The 19,670-nt window shown below is 34.0% G+C and carries 10 protein-coding genes and 2 pseudogenes; 7 read left to right on the top strand and 5 right to left on the bottom strand.

Annotation, left to right across the window (positions count from 1 at the left end; translation table 11 throughout):
• Positions 1-659 precede the first annotated feature (659 nt).
• Positions 660-3,077: a pentapeptide repeat-containing protein gene (locus SAGCYANO_RS11255; RefSeq protein ID WP_202220154.1), complete on the top strand. Its 2,418-nt coding sequence runs from the start codon at positions 660-662 to the stop codon at positions 3,075-3,077.
• A gap of 95 nt (positions 3,078-3,172) precedes the next feature.
• Positions 3,173-4,300 (top strand): annotated as a pseudogene (locus tag SAGCYANO_RS11250) (RNA-guided endonuclease InsQ/TnpB family protein).
• A gap of 349 nt (positions 4,301-4,649) precedes the next feature.
• On the opposite strand, the gene SAGCYANO_RS11245 reads toward SAGCYANO_RS11250, so the two are convergent.
• The 5 genes from SAGCYANO_RS11245 to SAGCYANO_RS11225 form a co-directional block, all read right to left on the bottom strand.
• Complete coding sequence (locus SAGCYANO_RS11245) at positions 4,650-5,150, bottom strand: helix-turn-helix domain-containing protein (RefSeq protein WP_202220153.1); 501 nt, start codon at positions 5,148-5,150, stop codon at positions 4,650-4,652.
• Positions 5,151-5,467: 317 nt separating this feature from the next.
• Positions 5,468-6,610, bottom strand: coding sequence for a glycosyltransferase (locus tag SAGCYANO_RS11240; protein ID WP_237396060.1), 1,143 nt, complete (start codon positions 6,608-6,610; stop codon positions 5,468-5,470).
• A 71-nt stretch (positions 6,611-6,681) separates the two neighbouring features.
• Positions 6,682-7,578 (bottom strand): glycosyltransferase family A protein, encoded by an 897-nt coding sequence (locus tag SAGCYANO_RS11235; protein WP_202220152.1) that lies wholly within the window; start codon positions 7,576-7,578, stop codon positions 6,682-6,684.
• A gap of 71 nt (positions 7,579-7,649) precedes the next feature.
• A complete protein-coding gene (locus SAGCYANO_RS11230; RefSeq protein WP_202220151.1) occupies positions 7,650-8,381 on the bottom strand; it encodes a glycosyltransferase in 732 nt (243 codons plus the stop codon).
• A gap of 518 nt (positions 8,382-8,899) precedes the next feature.
• Positions 8,900-10,147 carry an RNA-guided endonuclease TnpB family protein gene (locus SAGCYANO_RS11225; RefSeq protein ID WP_202220150.1) on the bottom strand — a complete coding sequence of 416 codons (1,248 nt, stop codon included), beginning with the start codon at positions 10,145-10,147 and terminating at the stop codon, positions 8,900-8,902.
• Between the two features lie 568 nt (positions 10,148-10,715).
• On the opposite strand from SAGCYANO_RS11225, the gene SAGCYANO_RS11220 reads away from it, so the two are divergent.
• From SAGCYANO_RS11220 to SAGCYANO_RS11195, 5 genes and pseudogenes are all read left to right on the top strand, one after another.
• A complete protein-coding gene (locus SAGCYANO_RS11220; protein WP_202220149.1) occupies positions 10,716-11,519 on the top strand; it encodes a lipopolysaccharide assembly protein LapB in 804 nt (267 codons plus the stop codon).
• A 17-nt stretch (positions 11,520-11,536) separates the two neighbouring features.
• Positions 11,537-12,097 (top strand): annotated as a pseudogene (locus SAGCYANO_RS11210) (tetratricopeptide repeat protein); the annotation flags it as partial.
• A complete protein-coding gene (locus SAGCYANO_RS11205) occupies positions 12,073-13,164 on the top strand; it encodes a DUF563 domain-containing protein (protein WP_202220147.1) in 1,092 nt (363 codons plus the stop codon). The pseudogene SAGCYANO_RS11210 and the gene SAGCYANO_RS11205, both read left to right, overlap by 25 nt.
• Before the next feature lie 349 nt (positions 13,165-13,513).
• Positions 13,514-16,276: a tetratricopeptide repeat protein gene (locus SAGCYANO_RS11200; RefSeq protein ID WP_202220146.1), complete on the top strand. Its 2,763-nt coding sequence runs from the start codon at positions 13,514-13,516 to the stop codon at positions 16,274-16,276.
• Between the two features lie 409 nt (positions 16,277-16,685).
• Positions 16,686-19,634, top strand: coding sequence for a tetratricopeptide repeat protein (locus SAGCYANO_RS11195; RefSeq protein WP_237396059.1), 2,949 nt, complete (start codon positions 16,686-16,688; stop codon positions 19,632-19,634).
• Positions 19,635-19,670 lie beyond the last annotated feature (36 nt).

Here is a 19,670-nt window from a genome sequence, read left to right as displayed (position 1 = left end):
GCTTCAAGGGGTGAATTGTTGAATGAATAATTATTCATGATAAAAGGGTCGGCTTCAAGGGGTGAATTGTTGAATAAATAATTATTAACTATCAACTCTTAATTATTTATTATTCATGATAAATTATTCATGATAAAAGGGTCGGCTTCAAGGGGTGAATTGTTGAATGAATAATTATCAACTCTTAATTATTAATTATTAATCATTCCTGATAAAAGGGTCGGCTTCAAGGGGTGAATTGTTGAATAAATAATTATTAACTATCAACTCTTAATTATTAATTATTAATTATTCCTGATAAAAGGGTCGGCTTCAAGGGGTGAATTGTTGAATGAATAATTATTAACTATCAACTCTTAATTATTAATTATTAATTATTCCTGATAAAAGGGTCGGCTTCAAGGGGTGAATTGTTGAATGAATAATTATTAACTATCAACTCTTAATTATTCATTATTCATTATTAATTATTCATGATAAAAGGGTCGGCTTCAAGGGGTGAATTGTTGAATGAATAATTATTAACTATCAACTCTTAATTATTCATTATTCATTATTAATTATTAATTATTCGGTAAACCTAAAAAACTACTCGTCGAATATGTAAAAAATTTGATTTTCAGTTAAAGTTATTTCATATATATATCAGGCTCAGGAAAATGAGTAATAACTTGAATCAAATCCGTCCGCTGGATACTACCTTTGCGAAATCATCTTCTCTATCTACTACCCCTGTTCTCAATAGCCTTGAAGGGGTCAAAGAATACTTACTATATGGTGAAGTACAATTGAGAATAGCAGCAGTTTATGAAACCCTCAAATACGGAGATTTAGGACTAGATTTGTTACTCATGGCCTTGCAAGACCAGTCAATAGAAGTGCAATGGGCTGCATATTCAATACTCTTAGAACAACAACAACCTAAAGCTAAATTGGCATTGTCCCAATATACTTGGGATATATCTAAACTACAAGAGCTATACGCTACAGGAAAACGGAATTTTATCCGAGCTAACATGAGGGGAGCAACCCTTAATGGGTTAGACCTACAAGGTATAAATTTCAGTTTTGCCTATTTAAAAAATGCCGATCTAAGTAGTATTCATCTTAGAGATGCTGACCTCACAGAAGCTAATTTAAGAAGTGTTAATCTGAAGGATGCTAACCTCAAAAATACTAATCTTGAAAATGCTAATCTTAGCCTTGCCAAACTCAGGGGTGTTAACCTAACTAATGCTAATTTAACTAATGCAAACCTTAGTGGTGCAGATCTAAGTCTTGCTAACCTAAATAATGCTAACTTAACTAATGCAAATCTTCATGGTGCAGACTTAAGAGGTAGTAAATTTAGAGGTACAAATCTCAAGGGTACTAAACTAAATAAGGAAACAAAATTCGATCGTAAATGGTTATTAATCTGGGAAATTGTTAATCAGCAAGCTATTAATAAAGACCTGAGAAATATTCGTCTAACTAGCATCGACATTGAAGGTGTAAATCTGAGTAATTCTAACTTCAGTGGCGCTCAACTTAGAAAAGTGAATTTGAGTAATTCTAACCTCAGTGGCAGTAACTTTAGTGCTGCCAAACTTATAAGTATTAATCTCAAAAATACTGACTTTAGTAATACTAATTTAACTGGTGTAAATTTGAGTGATGCTGACCTCAGTTATGCAAATCTCTTCAATGCTGACCTCAGTCATGCAAATATTAGTGACGCTAACCTTGACTACGTTAACCTCCGAGAAACAAAAATAAATTATTTGACAAAAATAGACCAGAAATGGCATTTGGTCTGGAAAATTGTTAACCAGCAACCCATAAATAATAATCTCAAAGGAATCAACCTCAGTCGCTCCGACCTTCGAGGTGTTGACCTAAGCAATATTAACCTCCGGAGTGCTAACCTAGAAGGAGCGAATTTTGGGATGTGCGATCGCAATGTTCTCTATTGCCAAATCCAAAATATTGATAGCAGCTACTACAGTCACTCAAATCTCAGAAGAGTCAACCTTTGTAACGCTAACTTGAAAGGAGCTAACCTAATTGGAGCTTATTTAGAGGAGGCCAACTTGAGTGTGGCTAATTTAATGTCAGCTCAACTCAACTGTGCTGAAATGAGCGGTGCCAACCTGACTGCTGCTGACCTTAAGGATGCTGAAATGAGCGGTGCCAACCTGACTGCTGCTGACCTCAGTGCTGCTGACCTCAGTGCTGCTAACCTGACTGCTGCTGACCTGACAAATGCTCATCTGAGTGCAGCTAAATTTTGCAATGCTCAACTTAATAGCGCTAAAATGAACCAAGTCGATTTGAGTACAGCTAATCTCACCAATGTTAATCTCACTAATGCTAAACTCCATCATGCCAATCTTCGTAATGCCGATTTAACAGGTGCTATTCTGAAGGGAGTAGATTTGACCAATGCTGACCTTAGTCATGCTCGCCTAGAAAATGTCGATCTTAGTCATGCTCAACTTAAGGGTGTAAGACTCAGTGAAACAACTAGACTTGACCAAAAATGGTATATTGTTTGGGACATTGTTAATCACAAAATACAAGGAAGAAACTTACAAGGTAATGACCTCAGTAATGCTCAACTAAATCGTGTCGATCTCAATCGTGCCAACCTCAGCAATGCTAATCTCTGTGGTGCTAGTCTACGAGTAGCAGCTCTGTGGGATGCAAACCTAGAAAATGCCAATATTAGCAATGCTAACTTGGGTGGTGTGAATCTTAGTGGTGCTAACCTCAAGGGTGCTAACCTCAGTGGAAGTGATCTTAATCGTGCCCACCTTTGGCATACTTATCTAAGTGATGTCAATCTTAGTGGTGCTAACTTGATGGGAGCTGACTTGTGGAGTGTTGACTTGGATGGTATCGATCTTAGTGGGGTTAACTTGAGTTATGCCAACCTCAGTTATGCTAATCTCAAAAATGCTAACCTGATTGGAGCTAATCTTAGTCGCGCGAATCTTAGTTGTGCAAATCTCAATGGTGTTAATTTCAGTGACGCGAATTTAAGTGGTACTAATTTTAGTGATGCTCATATTAATAATTGTATATTACCTAATTGAAAGAAATTAGATAGAATAGAGCATTGACTTAATCAAAGAATAACGATATAATACGTATTTAAGCATACTTTTATACAGGCAGCGCTCACCCGTACATGAAATCCATTAGAACCAAACTCAAATTAAATAATAAGCAGAAAACTCTGATGGCTCAACACGCAGGCTATAGCAGATGGTGTTATAATTGGGGTAAAAGGTTTGTGGAACGCAGCATATAAGAATGGTTATAAGCCTAATGCTCGTAAGCTCAGGGAAGTTTTTACTAATCACACAAAACCTCTTTATCCTTGGATGAAAAACTTGTCCTCTAGGGTTTATCAATACGCTTTTCCTACGGAATGCTGCGCAAACATTAACTTAGGTGAAGCATTTAAAAGATTCTTTCAAGGGTTAGGTAAACACCCAAAGTTTAAGAAGAAAGGTAGGTCTGATTCCTTTCCTTCGGAATGCTACGCAAACACAATTGATAGTTGTGGAAAACCAATAGAATTAAACGGATGGAGTCACAAATTACCTTTTATTGGTATTGTCAGAACTTATGAACCGATTGAAGCAACAACTAAAAAAATAACTATTAGTAGACAAGCTGGTGATTGGTATCTTAGCTGTAGCTATGAATTTCATGCCATCACCACACCCAAAACAACTGATGTAATTGGTGTAGATTTAGGTGTAAAAACCTTAGCTACTTTAAGTGATGGAAAAGTGTTTGAAGGTGTGAAATCCTATCATAAATTTGAAGCTAAGTTATCTCGGTTGCAATACCTAAATCGTCATAAAGAGGTGGGTTCTGCTAACTGGAAGAAGGCACAACTGAAGATAGCCAAGTTGCATGGAAGGATAGCTAATATCCGTCATGACGCACTTCATAAATTGACAACATACGCAAGCCTTGAACCACGGCACGGTCTCAATTGAAGATTTGAACGTCAGCGGAATGCTAGCCAACCATAAGCTAGCTAAATCTATAGCCGACCAAGCTTTTTATGAATTCAGGCGACAGCTTGAATATAAATGCCAGTGGTACGGTTCTGAGTTAGTAGTAGTTGACAGGTTTTTTCCATCATCAAAAACTTGCTCAAACTGTGGTCACGTCCAAGATATGCCCTTAAATCTAAGGACTTATAATTGCTCTGATTGTGGGTTGTCAATCTTATTGAGATTTAAACGCCAGTATAAATTTAAGAAATGCGGTCGGCTCGACCGTGAATGCCTGTGCATGAATGCCTGTGGATGAGTAACCGCCAACGGCCTCAATAGAAGCAGGAAGTAAACATCGGGTTGTTACTTTATGTAACGCTTTGTATCAGTTTTATAGAGCAGAACGATAATTAGTTGATAGTAAAGTAAAAATTATCATTTACAGGACTTACGCAAAGACACTATTCTATGTTGGTCTAGGTTTGTTGTGCCACGCACTCTCTTTGTGCAACAAAACCTCCTGATACTGTAAAAATCACCTAGTCAAAAAACAATTAAACTAAAAAATTAAACGATGAGCAGATGCAACAACGCCTTCTGAATTCTATATTACTTTTTGCGGTAGATTAGAAACGTTTCATCCTATTAATCTTAGACATATTTATAAGCTCGCCTCGCCGTCACTGGGTTAAACTGAGTATCCACAAATTCCACTGGATTGTAAGTCTCAATCCACAAATGCGCCCCACAATCTAAAGGTTGATAGGGTTTGTAAACTATACGACAATCACCCTTAAGAACTATCTGATACCCCAAATCATTACGGTTTCTCTGCTTTACAGATACTACTGGTTTCAATTGATCGGGAGTCATTAGAGGATCGTGCTTAATTCTCTTGCCATTTTTTTTAATTTTCTGTTGATTGACATGAATTATCGTCGGTTTCTTTCGTTCCTGATGACACCAAATACCTTTGGGACCTCTTGTACCTGGTACCACCACAGGCATTTTCCGCTGACCATAAACAGGAATTTTCCAAAATCCTTTATGCTTATAAGCACCTCTAATTCTACCTTGAGAAAGTAGAACTCTTACTCGTTGACAACAAATACCTAATAAAAAAGCAGCTTCTCTAGTTGTAATAGTAGTCATTTGTACTATAGCACTATAGTTTTTATATAATACTAATTATAATTTTATACTTCTCAAGTATAGTCATCCAATGTGCGAAAATGTGTAGCAAATGTAACATATGGCAACGTTGAAACCTTTAATGATTGAAGTAAATAAAGCTTTAGAAAGTCTGATCAGGTAGAAATAATTATACAAGAATGGTATTAAACTGCTCAAGAATTAGGACGATAAATTCCGACACCAAAAATACAGTCAATATTGACATAGATAAAACAGGCGATCGCTACTTTATTTTTTGGTGCATAATGTGGATTAATAAGTAGCCTTCTTCCTTCTTATTTCACAAAAATATCTGACATTAACTGTTGCCAAATATCTGAATTTGTTAAATCATAAGCATCAAATTCATAACCATATTGTTGATAAAGACTATTAAAACTATCAATCCAATGATAAATAGTTTCTGTCATCGATAAAGGAGTATATTTTACAGCTTGTCGTAGATATTTACTCATCTCAACTAAATTCTCATTTCGATGCGCCTGCCATGCTAACCAACTCAAAGTATAATAACGAGATTTTCCCTCTAATTTACGAATAGATGTTGATAAATTTGGTCTGCTAAAAAAGTTATCTAAAACAGCCATCATACTAACAGCTTGATGGGTAGATTTTCTAGTAGCATTCCGATGATGTTGACGATAACAATAAGTAACTTTTGGCAACCAAACTGCCTCACAACCATTTACAGATAAACGCAATACTAAATCGATATCTTCTCCATGATGCCAACGAGTATCAAAACCTCCTGCACTTTTTATCCAACTCCGACGAAACATCATAGAGATAGTTACAGGTTTCCAAACTACCCAAGTTTCTAAGTCTAATTCTAGGGAGCCATGCCATAATTCTATATCGGAAATTTTCTCCCCTTTTTCATTAATTAAACGCCACCCACTATGCACAATACCAAGAGAAGGGCGAGTATCAAAAATAGCTACCTGTTTTGCCAATTTATCTGGTAGAAAAAAGTCATCAGCATCCAGAAAAGCAATAAATTCTCCCCCCGCCATTTCTAAACCTAAATTTCGGGCGTGGGATACTCCTTTATTTTCTTGATAAACATAGCGAATTTTATCTAAATAAGGTTCTAAAACTTCGCGAGTATTATCCGTAGAACCATCATCAATTACGATTATTTCATAAGAGGTATAAGTCTGATTAAAAACGCTGGCGATCGCTTCTAATATATAGTGGGCATTATTATAGGTGGCAATAATTACGCTGACTCTTGGTGTTACTGGATTAAAAATATTACTAATTAATTTTTTCCACTCTGGTAATTGACTAAAATTATAGGCATTAAATTTATTTCCTTCTTGACGAGCAAGTTTGCTAAATAATTCTATCCAAGTATAAATTGCTTCTGTAGTAGAGGCGGAAGTATAAGTTAAAGATTTTTGCAAATAACCAGTCATTTCGGAAAAGTTACCTGCCTGATATAAGCGCCAAGAATTCCAAAGTAGGGAGCGATATTTTACTTGATTTTCTATTTGACGTATTGAGGCTGGTAAATTAGGTTTCCTAAAAAATCATCTAATAATTTTTCTAATTCTTGAGTAATTTTTTGTCGGTTTTCTAATCCAGAAACACTACTATTATGCTGTCGATAACAAACACAAACTCTCTGTAACCAAGTAGCTTTTCCCCCAGTTAAAGCCAAGCGCAAAACTATTTCTAAATCCTCTGGAATATATCGCGGGTCGAATCCTCCATTCAGCTTTAACCACTCACTTCTAAACATCATTGCACTAGGCAAAGTTGCTTGCCAGATTAACCAATTTTCTAAGTCTAATTCTGCACCATTTTCCCAAGGTTTTACATCTTTAATAGTACTACCTTCCTCATCAACAAATCTCCAACCACTTTGCACCATAGTTAAAGTAGAATCTTCTGCAAAACATCCTACTTGTTCGGCTAATTTTTCGGGTAGAAAAAAGTCATCGGCATCTAGAAAGGCAATATATTCTCCCTGAGCTATTTCTATGCCATGATTCCGCGCTTTTGATGGTCCTTGATTTTCTTGATATACATATTTAATTTGATTTAGGTAGGGTTCTAAAACTTGATTAGTATTATCGGTAGAACCATCATCAACAACAATAATTTTATAAATGGTATAAGTTTGAGTCAGGATACTTTTAATAGCTGTAAGAATATAATCGGCATTATTATAGGTAGGAATAATAACACTAACCAGTGGTAAACCATTAGGGATGACTTTAGCGATTAATTTTTGCCATTCTGGTAATTGATGCAAAAATACAGAATTAAAATCATAGTTTTCTAGAGCAGCATAATATTGAAAATAATAGAGCCAATTACAGATAGTTTTAAGAACAGAAAAAGAGGAAAATTTTAAAGACTTATATAAATAATCAGCCATTTCAGCGAAGTAGCTAGACTTATATAAACACCAACAATTCCAAATTAGGGAACCGTAGCGTAATTCCTTTTCTAATTGTTGAATTTTTGGAGGAAGATTGGTGTTAGAAAAAATTCATCTAAAATTTTTTCTTCTACTGCTGTTTGAGCAAGTAAATTTCGTGTCATATTACTGCTATGTTGACGATAACATACAGCTACTTTAGGAAACCAAGTGGATTGACAACCTGCTAAAGCTAACCGAATGACAATATCAAAATCTTCTAATCTGCGTAATTTTTCATTAAACCCACCTACTTTTTCTAACCATTCTTTACGAAAAATCATCCCGCTAGGATTAGTAGTTTTCCATTTTAACCAACTTACTAAATCTAACTCTGGAGATTTATGCCAAGGTTCAATATCTTGAATTCTTTCTCCTTTTTCATTCACAACTCGCCACCCACTTTGTACTAAACCAATATTTGATTGAGCATCAAAAATAGCAACTTGTTCTGTCAGTTTATAGGGTAGAAATAAATCATCAGCATCAAGGAGAGCAATTAATTCTCCTTTTGCCAATTTAATGCCACGGTTACGAGTTGCAGATAATCCTTTATTCTCTTGATGAAAATAGCGAATTTTTGTCATGTATGGTTGTAATACTTGATGGGTATTATCTGTGGAACCGTCGTCTATAACAATAATTTCATAGTTAGTATAGGTTTGCTTAAATACACTTTCTATTGCTTGGGCGATGTAGAGTTCGCAGTTATATACTGGGATAATTACACTTACTTTTGGAGTTAGAAAAGCTTGGGACATTATAGTTATTTATTTTGAAGTTCGTGGGATAATTTTAACGAAGTCAGAAGTAAAAAGTCAGAAGTCAGAAGTTATTTTTGTAACGGTGATTTTAGCAACTATCCAAAAATATTTGGCCTTAAAAGGCGGGGTTTTAGACCCAATTATTTTGAGAAAAGTCTATAAAAAGCTCTAAAAAGAAAGTCGAATAACTATTTATTCCACGAAAAATTAGGTTATGCGCTGAAACAAGTAGATGTATCTTATATTCCCAAAATTATCGTAAGCATTTCCTGCGGACTGCTGCGCAAACAGCCGTCAGCCATCAGCTATCAGCTAATACCAATTCCCAAAAGTAATGCTATACTTCAGTTATACTTCTGTGATACCTAAATTCTTACAACTGTCGCAGATTTCAATAAGTTAAAGACCTTTACCAGTCAAGCGTTAGCGGAGCCTAGCGACAGCTATATCGCTATCACCTGAATCCTTCAAAATATCTATTTTCAAGAAATACCAGACTATGTGAACTACCTACACTAATCGCAAGGGATATAGTGTAGGCTTCCCTCTTCATTGGGAATAGCGTTTGACAAAACCGAGGTTTTGCCAACCCGACTCACATTCCCTCTAAGGGCAGTATCGCTGGTTCCCAACGACAGTTTCCGCAAGCCTTCTTTGAGAATATTGATTGCAGCATTGGTGTCCCGGTCGTGAGTTGTCTGGCAATGTTTGCAAGTCCAAGTCCTAACATTCAAAGGCAAACTACCTACTTGATTCAGACAAATATGACAAGTTTTTGATGAAGGGAAAAATCTATCTATTTCTAAGTAAATTTTTCCTTCTCGTTCTGCTTTGTAATTTAGCATTGTTCCAAACATTCCCCATCCACAATCACTAATTGCCTTAGCTAGATTGTGGTTTTTGATCATGTTTTTTACTGCTAGATTTTCTAACACAATAACTTGGTTTTCGTTGACTATCTTAAGGCAGCGCGTTGCGGGGGTTCCCCCCGTTGTAGCGACTGCCGCGCGGGATAACTTGTGCAGAAAATCTTCGCGACTTCGAGATATTTTGCTATGAATTTTGGCTACTTTTTTCCTGGCTTTGTTTCTGTTTTTACTTCCCTTTTGCTTACGAGATAGGTTTTTCTGCTTTCGTTTTAAGTTGCGTTCGTGTTTCCTAATATGGCGAGGATTGTCGTATTTAGAACCGTCACTGGTTATAGCAAAATGAGTTAATCCTAAATCAATGCCAATAGCTTTACCTTCTGATGATAGCTTGGGATTTTCCTCACCATCATCAACTAAAATAGAAGCGTAGTATTTACCATCTGAATTTTTAGAAATACTAACAGTTTTAATCTTCCCATCAAATTCTCTATGGCGAACGCAATAAATTAATCCAATTTTAGGCAGTTTGAGATAATCACCTTCAAATTTTACGTTTTGAGGATAACTAATAGATTGTTTACCATGCTTTGACTTGAAACGAGGATACCTAGCCTTTTTTTCAAAGAAGTTTTTATAAGCAGTTGATAAGTTTAGCGCGACAACTTGCAAGCATTGGGAATAGACATCTTCTTTGAGCCAATGGTTTTGTTTTTTAAGATTTGGCAATAGCCCTTGAATTTTGCTTCTCGATAAACCTTTCCCAGTCTTTTGATATGTTTCTTGACACAAATTTAGAGAATAATTCCAAAACCATCTACAACAGCCAAAGCTTTTAGCTAAAGCTTTTAGCTGTTCGGTATTTGGATATATTCGATATTTGTATGCTCTAAACATTTATCGTTTTTAAACTACTCTGATAAAATTATCACATAAAATTATCACATAAAATTATAAATTTTGTCGGGGTTGACTGACCAAAATTTACTTGAGGGGTCTATGTATCTCACGCCAAATTAAAAGCCAAATTAAAAATTATGGCGTGGGACTTATAGCCCCTCAAACTCCCCAACAGGTTAAAATCATGTTGGGAAACAATGAAAATTAATTTGGAAATAGCCGATGTTATTAGACATTTCCAATAATATAACGTTTCTCAACCTAATGAGGTAGACCTATACTTATTTATCTTCTATTCCCTATTCCCTCTAATAATAGTGCCAGATTTTCCACCCATCTATAAAACATTAGGAAATATTTTTCACAAAATGGAGTTGGATTAATAAACATCTTCATTAATGGATAATGGATAATTGATAATTACCTCTGCTTAAAACCGTTACGGAATTGAACATAAGGAATATTGTCTTTTTTTCCCTCCTTAAAAGGGGAGGATTTAAACCATAATTATTTAATTATTAATTATTAATTATTCGGCAAGGAAATGCTTACAAAGTAATTTAGTATGACTAAGCTCAAAATGAACAAACAAATAAATCTAACAAATTTATATCAAAAAGCAGAATTATATTTAACTCAAGGAAAATTAGAAGAAGCAATATTAACTTGTAGCCAAGCATTAGAAATAGAGCAAAATTTTCCACCTATCTATAAAATATTGGGAAATATTTTCCACAAAATGGGAGAAATAGACAAAGCAAAAGAATGGTATCTCAAAGCAATAAATCAACAGCCAGAATGGGCGGAAGTTTATGCTAATTTAGGGAGTTTATATGCTCAAGAAAAACAATGGCAATTAGCAATAAAATCTTACCAAGAAGCCATCAGCATCAAAGCAAATTTACCAGGTTTTTATCGTAATTTAGGAAAAATCTGGCAACAAATAGGAAAAATAGAATTAGCCAAAGATTGTCAGGAACAAGCATTAAATTTAGAAGCTGAATATCCTCAAGCTTTAGAATACTTAAAACGGGGAAAAAAATTTCTAGAAAATGGGGAAATAGAAGAGGCGATCGCTCATTTCCAGCAAGCCATAAAATTCAACCCATTTTTGGCAAATGCCTATCAAAAATTAGGGGATGCTTTAGTTGAAAAAAAAGACTTACATCCAGCAATTAAATATTATAAACAAGCAATAGAACAGAAACCAGACTTATTTATAGCTCATCATAAACTAGGGAGAGTATTTCAAGAAATAGGAGAGCTAGATACAGCTATTATAGAATTTAAACTTGCTATAAAAATCAACCCAAATTCTCCTTTGCCTTACAAAAAATTAGGTGAAATTCTAGAAAACCAAAAAAATTAGACCCTGCAAGACACTATTATCAAAAAGCGATAGAAATTCAGCCAGATGCTTGGAATATTCACTACAAATTAAATCAGATTCTGCTGAAGCAAGGAAAATTAAAAGAAGCAATTACAGCTTGTAAGGTTGCTATAAAACTAAATCAAAAGTTATTTTGGCCTTATAAATTAATGGGAGACATTTATCAACAAAATCAAGAATGGGACGAAGCAATTTTAGCTTATTCTAGTGCCTTAAAACTTGCCACAAATAAAGATATATTCCACAAAAAATTAGGAGATGTTTTACAGAAAAAAGGTTTGATAGAAGAAGCGATCGCTAGTTATAAAAAAGCTATAGAAATTAGCCCAAATTCTTGTTGGCATTATGGAGCATTAGGAGATGCTTATGTTCAACAGCAAAAGTTTTCTGAAGCAATACCTTATTTAATCCAAGCTCTAAAATTGAGACCAGGTTATGATGAAGTGCATAAAAATATAAAATATATCCTCAGAAAACAAGGTCGTCAAGATGCAGCTAGGATTTGGTCTCTTGAAGAAAAATTACCCCTAGATTGGCTCGAAAAATTTTTAAATTAACAAGAGACTGGGAAATTATATCTAGTTCATTAGAAAGTAATATTATTCACATAAAAATCTATCCAGAAATGCCAGTAAATTTCTTAGCATCTCAAACAATTACTGGCAAACTTCATCCCAGTTTTAAAGAAAAAAAAATTAAATTAGCAGAAGCATTTGTCGCAATAGTACCAGCAGGAAGAGGTTGTGTAAAATTCGGAGCAACAGCAGTTATTAGTTCAGATAATAAATTAGTCTCAGACGTTTCTACAGGTTTTGCCACAGTAATTATGTCCTCTTCCCAATTACCTCCTATTTACTACATAAATGAAAATGTAGCTTTTTTGTCAGCAAAGTGGGGAGAAAAAAATTATTTTCACTGGATGTTTGATGTAGTGGCACGGATAGATTTATTACGCCGAACAGATATTAAGATAGATAAGTTTATTTTTAGTAGTTGCGAAAAAAAATTTCAGAAAGAAAGTTTAGAAGCATTAGGAATTTCCCAAGATAAAATAATCGAAAGTAGATTGTATCCTCACATAAAAGCAAAGCAATTAATAGTGCCTTCACTTGCAGCGAAGCAAGGAGGAATATGGGTGAATAAATGGAGTTGTGAATTTCTCAGAAGTTTATTTTTGAAACCTCAAAATATTCACGAAGTATCTCATCAACCAAAACGTATATATCTTAGTAGAAAGCTAGCATCATGGCGTAGAGTTGTTAATGAAGAGGAAGTTATGAATTTGTTAGAGAAATTTGGCTTTGTTAGTCTGACCTTAGAATCAATGTCAATAGCAGAACAAGTATCATATATGGCGGCTGCTAAAGTTGTTATTGCACCTCATGGAGCTGGATTAACAAACCTCGTATTTTGTAGTCCAGGAACTAAAGTAATTGAATTTTTTTCTCCTAAGTATGTTAATTCTTTATATTGGCGGATTAGTAATTTTTGTAGTCTTTCATATTATTATCTATTAGGGGATTCTTTTGATAATGATAATTTAGGAAAACAGTTATGGATGCCAGATATAATTGTCAATTTAAAACAGCTATTAAAAATTATGGAATTAGCAAAAGTAATATAGCAGGGAACAGGGAACAGGGAACAGGGAACAGGGAATAGGGAACAGTAGAAAAAGCATTTCTCTGTCTCAAGTTCATCATCAGCATAAGTTCTAACTAATACCATTTATTTTTAACAATGCGCTTAATAATTGTTGCTCAGACCTTATTAAACTGACTATTCTCATCTTTATATTAAGTACAACTTCATGGAAAAATGGTATAACTTGTTTTTGCTATATGACCAGAAAATTAAGTTTCAATCCTCCCCTTTAAAGAGGATAAACAAAAATAAAATTCAGTATTTTCTTGCTTCCCTATTGGAAAAAGTACTGTTAACTGATAACTGATAACTGATAACTGATAACTGAAATGACTAAGTTCAAGATGAACAAACAAATAAATCTAACAAATTTATCTCAAAAAGCAGAAATATATTTAGCCCAAGGAAAATTAGAAGAGGCAATATTAGCTGGGAATCAAGCATTAGAAATAGTGCCAGATTTTCTACCTATCTATAAAACATTGGGAAATATTTTCCACAAAATGGGAGAAATAGACAAAGCAAAAGAATGGTATCTCAAAGCAATAAATCGACAGTCAGAATGGGCGGAAGTTCATGCTAACTTAGGGAGTTTATATGCCCAAGAAAAACAATGGCCATTAGCAATAAAATCTTACCAAGAAGCCATCGGAATCAAACCAAATGTACCAGGTTTTTATCGGAACTTAGGAAAAATCTGGCAACAGATAGGAAAAATAGAATTAGCTAGAGATTGTCAGGAACAAGCATTAAGTTTAGAAGCTCAATATCCTCAAGCCTCAGAATATTTAAAACAGGGAAAAAATTTGCTAGAAAATGAGGAAATAGAATCAGCGATCGCTCATTTCCAGAAAGCTATAAAATTAAATCCATATTTGGTAAGTGCTTATCAAAATTTAGGCGACGCTGTTGCTAAACAAGGAAAGTTAACTACAGCAATAAATTATTATCAAACAGCAATTCAAATTCAACCTAATTTGTGGGTAGCTCACCATAAACTAGGAAAAATATTTCAAGAAATAGGAGATATAGATGCAGCAATTAATAGCTTTCATCTAACTACAGAAATTAATCCAAATTTTCCTTGGTCTTATAATAACTTGGGGGATATTCTACAAAAAAAAGGAGAATTAAATGTAGCCGAAAAATATTATCAAAAGGCTATAGAAGTTAAATATGATGCCTGGAACATCTACTACAAATTAACCAATATTCTAGAACAACAAGGAAAATTAAAAACCGCCATCAACTTATGTCAGCAGGTAGTAAAAATAAATCCAAATTTAACTTGGCCTTATTCTAAATTAGGATATAATCTACAAAAATTAAGTCAGGATACTCAAGCTATCAGTTGTTATCGAAAGTTAATAGAAATAGAACCAAAGGAGATAAAATGGTACAGCAAATTAGGAGAAATATTAGCAAAAATTCAAGAGTGGGATGAAGCAATTACTACTTACCGTAGTGCCATAGAGTTAGAGCCAGATAATAATTTATTTCACAGAAAATTAGGAGATATTTTACAACAAAAAGGATTATTAGATGAAGCCATCACTTCTTACCAAAAAGCAATCGAAATTAATCCAAACTTTTCTTGGTTAAACTATAGCTGCGGTACAGTACTAGAAAAAACTAAACGATGGGATGAAGCAATAATTGCTTACCGTCGTGCTATAGAGTTAAAAGCAAATAATCATTTATTTCACAGAAAATTGGGAGACGCTTTACAACAAAAAGGATTATTAGATGAAGCCATCGCTTCCTACCAAAAAGCAATCGAAATTAATCCCAAATCTTGTTGGTATTATGGAGAATTAGGAAATGCCTATATTCAAAAGCAGAATTGGTCTGAAGCCATACCATGTTTAATTGAAGCTTTGAAAATAAGACCAGATTATCATGATGTTCATAAAAAAATAGGATATATCCTCAAAAAACAAGGTCGCCAAGCAGCAGGTAAATTGTGGAGAACTCAAGAAAAATTACCAGAAGACTGGCTAGAAAAGTTTTTCAATTTAACAGGAAATTGGCAAATTACTTCAGACTCTCCAAGCTCAAATACTACTCTGGTAAATATCTATTCAAATACTTCAATAAATCTCTCACCAACTCAAACAATAGATGAAAATGTACATCATTGTTTCCGAGTTACAAAAGTGAACTCAGGTACAGCATTTGTTACTATGGTTCCAGAAGGAAGAGGTTGTGTTGATTTAGGCACAACTGCAGTTATTACTTCAGACAATAAGTTAGTAAGAGATATTTCTACAGGTTGTGCAGAGGTGATTATATCTTCTGCCAAATTACCACCCATTCACTATATAGATGGTACCGTAGCATTTTTATCTGCAAAATGGGGAGGAAATGTATATTATCATTGGATGTTTGATGTAGTGGTCAGAATGGATTTGTTACGTCGAAGTGGCTGGATATCAAAGATAGATAAATTTGTATTCAGCAAGTGCGATAAAAAATTTCATCAAGAAACACTAGAAGCACTAGAAATTCCTCAAGAAAAAATTATTGAAAGTAGATTTATTCCTCATATAAAAGCGAATAAATTAATAGTACCATCATTCACAATTAAACAAAGTGGCATCAGAGTTTCTAAATGGGGTTGTGGATTTATCAGGAATCTATTTTTAAACTCAGAGAATATCGGGAAATTATCAGAGTCGCCAGAACGAATATTTATTAGTAGAAAATTAGCCTCATGGCGGAGAATTTTGAATGAGGATGAAGTAGTCAGTTTATTGGAAAACTTTGGTTTTATTAGCTTGACTCTAGAATCATTTTCTATAGCAGAGCAAGCTGCATTGATGGCAAAAGTTAAAGTCATTGTAGCGCCTCATGGTGCTGGGCTAACAAACTTAGTGTTTTGTAGTTTAGGAACTAAAATAATTGAAATTTTTTCTCCTAAATATATTAATCCTATATATTGGAAAATTAGTAGTTTATATCATCTTTCACATTACTATTTAATAGGTGAAAATTTTGAGGATGACAACTCAGATAAACAATCATGGAAACCAGATATTCTTGTGGATATAAAGAAGCTACGAAAAATTCTGAAATTAGCAAAAGTAATTTAGTATAGCAGGGAACAGGGAACAGGGAACAGGGAACAGGGAACAAGGAACAGGGAACAGGGAACAGGGAACAGTAGAAAAAGCATTTCTCTGTCTCAAGTTCATCATCAGCATAAGTTCTAACTAATACCATTTATTTTTAACAATGCGCTTAATAATTGTTGCTCAGACCTTATTACACTGACTATTCTCATCTTTATATTAAGTGCAACTTCATGGAAAAATGGTATAACTTGTTTTTTGCTATATGACCAGAAAATTAAGTTTCAATCCTCTCCTTTAAAGGGGATAAACAAAAATAAAATTCAGTATTTTTTTGCTTCCCTATTAGATGAGGTACTGTTAACTGATAACTGTTAACGCAGTTACGACCATAGGAGGCTAACTGATAACTGAAATGACTCAGCTCAAGATGAACAAACAAATAAATCTCACAAATTTATCTCAAAAAGCAGAATTATATTTAACTCAAGGAAAATTAGAAGAGGCAATATTAGCTGGTAATCAAGCATTAGAAATAGTGCCAGATTTTCTACCTATCTATAAAACATTGGGAAATATTTTCCACAAAATGGGAGAAATAGACAAAGCAAAAGAATCGTATCTCAAAGCAATAAATCGACAGTCAGAATGGGCGGAAGTTCATGCTAACTTAGGGAGTTTATATGCCCAAGAAAAACAATGGCCATTAGCAATAAAATCTTACCAAGAAGCCATCGGAATCAAACCAAATGTACCAGGTTTTTATCGGAACTTAGGAAAAATCTGGCAACAGATAGGAAAAATAGAATTAGCTAGAGAATGTCAGGAACAAGCATTAAAATTAGAAGCTCAATATCCTCAAGCATCAGAATATTTAAAATCGGGAAAAAATTTGTTAGAAAATGGGGAAAGAGAAGAGGCGATCGCTCATTTCCAGAAAGCTATAAAATTAAATCCATATTTGGTAAGTGCTTATCAAAATTTAGGGGATGCTGTTGCTAAACAAGGAGAGTTAACTGAAGCAGTAAATTATTATCAAAGAGCAATTCAAATCAAACCTGACTTGTGGTTAGCTCACCATAAACTAGGAAAAATATTTCAAGAAATAGGAGATATAGATGCAGCTATTAGTAGTTTCCAGCTCTCTATAGAAATTAATCCAAGTTTTCCTTGGTCTTACACAAAATTGGCAGATATTCTCCAAGAAAAAGGAGAATTAGAATCAGCAGAAAAATATTATCAGAAAGTAATAGACATCAAATGTGATGTTTGGGGAGTTCACCGTAAATTAGTAAAAATTCAGCAACAAACAGGAAACTTAGACAGAGCTATTTCTAGTTGTAAACGAGTAATAGAAATTAATCCCACCTTAACTTGGTTTTATCGGAGATTAGAAGAGAATTTATCAAAACTAGAACAGCACGATCTAGCTATAAATTATTACCGAAGTTTACTAGAAGCTGAACCAAATAATATAAAATGGCTCCACGCTCTGGGACAAAGGTTAGTAAAGATTCAAGAATGGGATGAAGTAATTATTATTTATCGTCGTGCTATAGACTTAGAAGCAAATAACCATTTATTTCACAGCAAATTAGCAGACGCTTTACAACAAAAAGGATTATTAGATGAAGCAGTTGCTAGTTATCAAAAAGCCATAGAAATCAATCCAAAATTTTCTTGGTCATATTACAATTTAGGAGAAGTACTGAGGAAATTAACCAAGTGGGATGAAGCAATAATTGCTTACCGTCATGCTATAGACTTAGAAGCAAATAACCATTTATTTCACAGAAAATTAGCAGACACTTTACAACAAAAAGGATTATTAGATGAAGCAGTTGCTAGTTATCAAAAAGCCATAGAAATCAATCCAAAATTTTCTTGGTCATATTACAACTTAGGAGAAACACTGAGGAAATTAACCAAGTGGGATGAAGCAATAATTGCTTACCGTCATGCTATAGACTTAGAAGCAAATAACCATTTATTTCACAGAACATTAGCAGACGCTTTACAAAAAAAAGGTTTACTCGATGAAGCAATTTATAATTATCAAACAGCCATAAAAATTCATCCAAAATCTTGTTTGGATTATGCAAAGTTAGGCAATGCTTATATCCAACAACAGAATTTTTATGAAGCAATACCCTGTTTAATTCAAGCATTGAGAATGAAGCCAGATATTGAGAATGTTCACCAAAATATAGCATATATCTTGAAAAAACAAGGTCGTAAAAATCAAGCTCGCCTCTGGAATTCTCAACAAAAATTACCCAGAGAATGGCTAGAGAAATTTTTCAATTTAACAGAAGATTGGGAAATAACTTCAGATTCTCCACAAAATAATATTACTAAGATAAAAGTCTCAGAGTCCAGTCATGTAAATCTATCAGCATCTCAAACAATTGAATCACAAATTTATCCAAGTTTTCAAAGCAAAAAAGCAAAGTTAGCAGCAACTTTTGTAGCAATAGTCGCAGACGGAAGAGGATGTGTTGATTTAGGAACAACAGCAGTTATTACTTCAGACAATAAATTAGTAAGAGATATTTCCACAGGTTGTGCTGAAATAATGATATCTTCTTCCACATTACCGCCAGTTTACAACATCAATGGAACCGTAGCTTTTTTACCAGTAAATCTGGGGGTAAATAATTACTTCCACTGGATGTTTGATATATTTGTCAGGTTAGACTTGTTACGCAGAAGTAATTTCATGCCTATCATAGATAAGTTTGTTTTTACTAACTGTAGTAACAAGTTTCAAAAAGAGAGCATACAAGCTTTGAAAATACCTCCGGAAAAATTAATAGAAGCTCGATTATTTCCCAATATAAAAGCTCGCAAATTAGTGGTTCCTTCGCTAATGAGTAAACAAGGTACTATTAAGATAAAAAAATGGGGTTGTGATTTTTTAAGAAGTTTATTTTTAAACGCCGAAAATATTGGTAAATTCCCTAGCCAAAAAGAACGTATATATATTAGTCGGAAACTGACACCATACCGGAGAATAGTTAATGAAGAAGAGGTAGTTAGTCTACTGGAAAAATTTGGTTTTGTTACTGTTACTCTAGAATCAATTTCAGTAGCGGAACAAGCATCACTTATGGCTGGCGCTAAAGTAGTAATTTCTCCTCATGGTGCAGGACTTACAAACCTAGTATTTTGCAGTCCAGGAACTAAAGTGATTGAAATTTTTTCTCCAAAATTTATTAATTCTATATACTGGCAAATGAGTAATATATGTGGTTTGTTACACTACCACTTAATTGGTCAAGATTTTGAAAGTGACAATTCAGATAAAAGTCAGTGGGGACCAGATATTATTGTTAATATTAAACAGCTATTAAAAATTCTAGAGTTAGCAGGAATGTAAGCATTTCCAGGAATTTAGTTGAATAAGCCGATATTA

The organism is Okeania sp. KiyG1 (genome assembly GCF_014132355.1).
In the GTDB taxonomy this organism is placed as follows: domain Bacteria; phylum Cyanobacteriota; class Cyanobacteriia; order Cyanobacteriales; family Microcoleaceae; genus Okeania.
The sequence above is the reverse complement of the archived record's forward strand: the minus strand, read 5'-3'. Positions and strand labels throughout refer to the sequence as shown.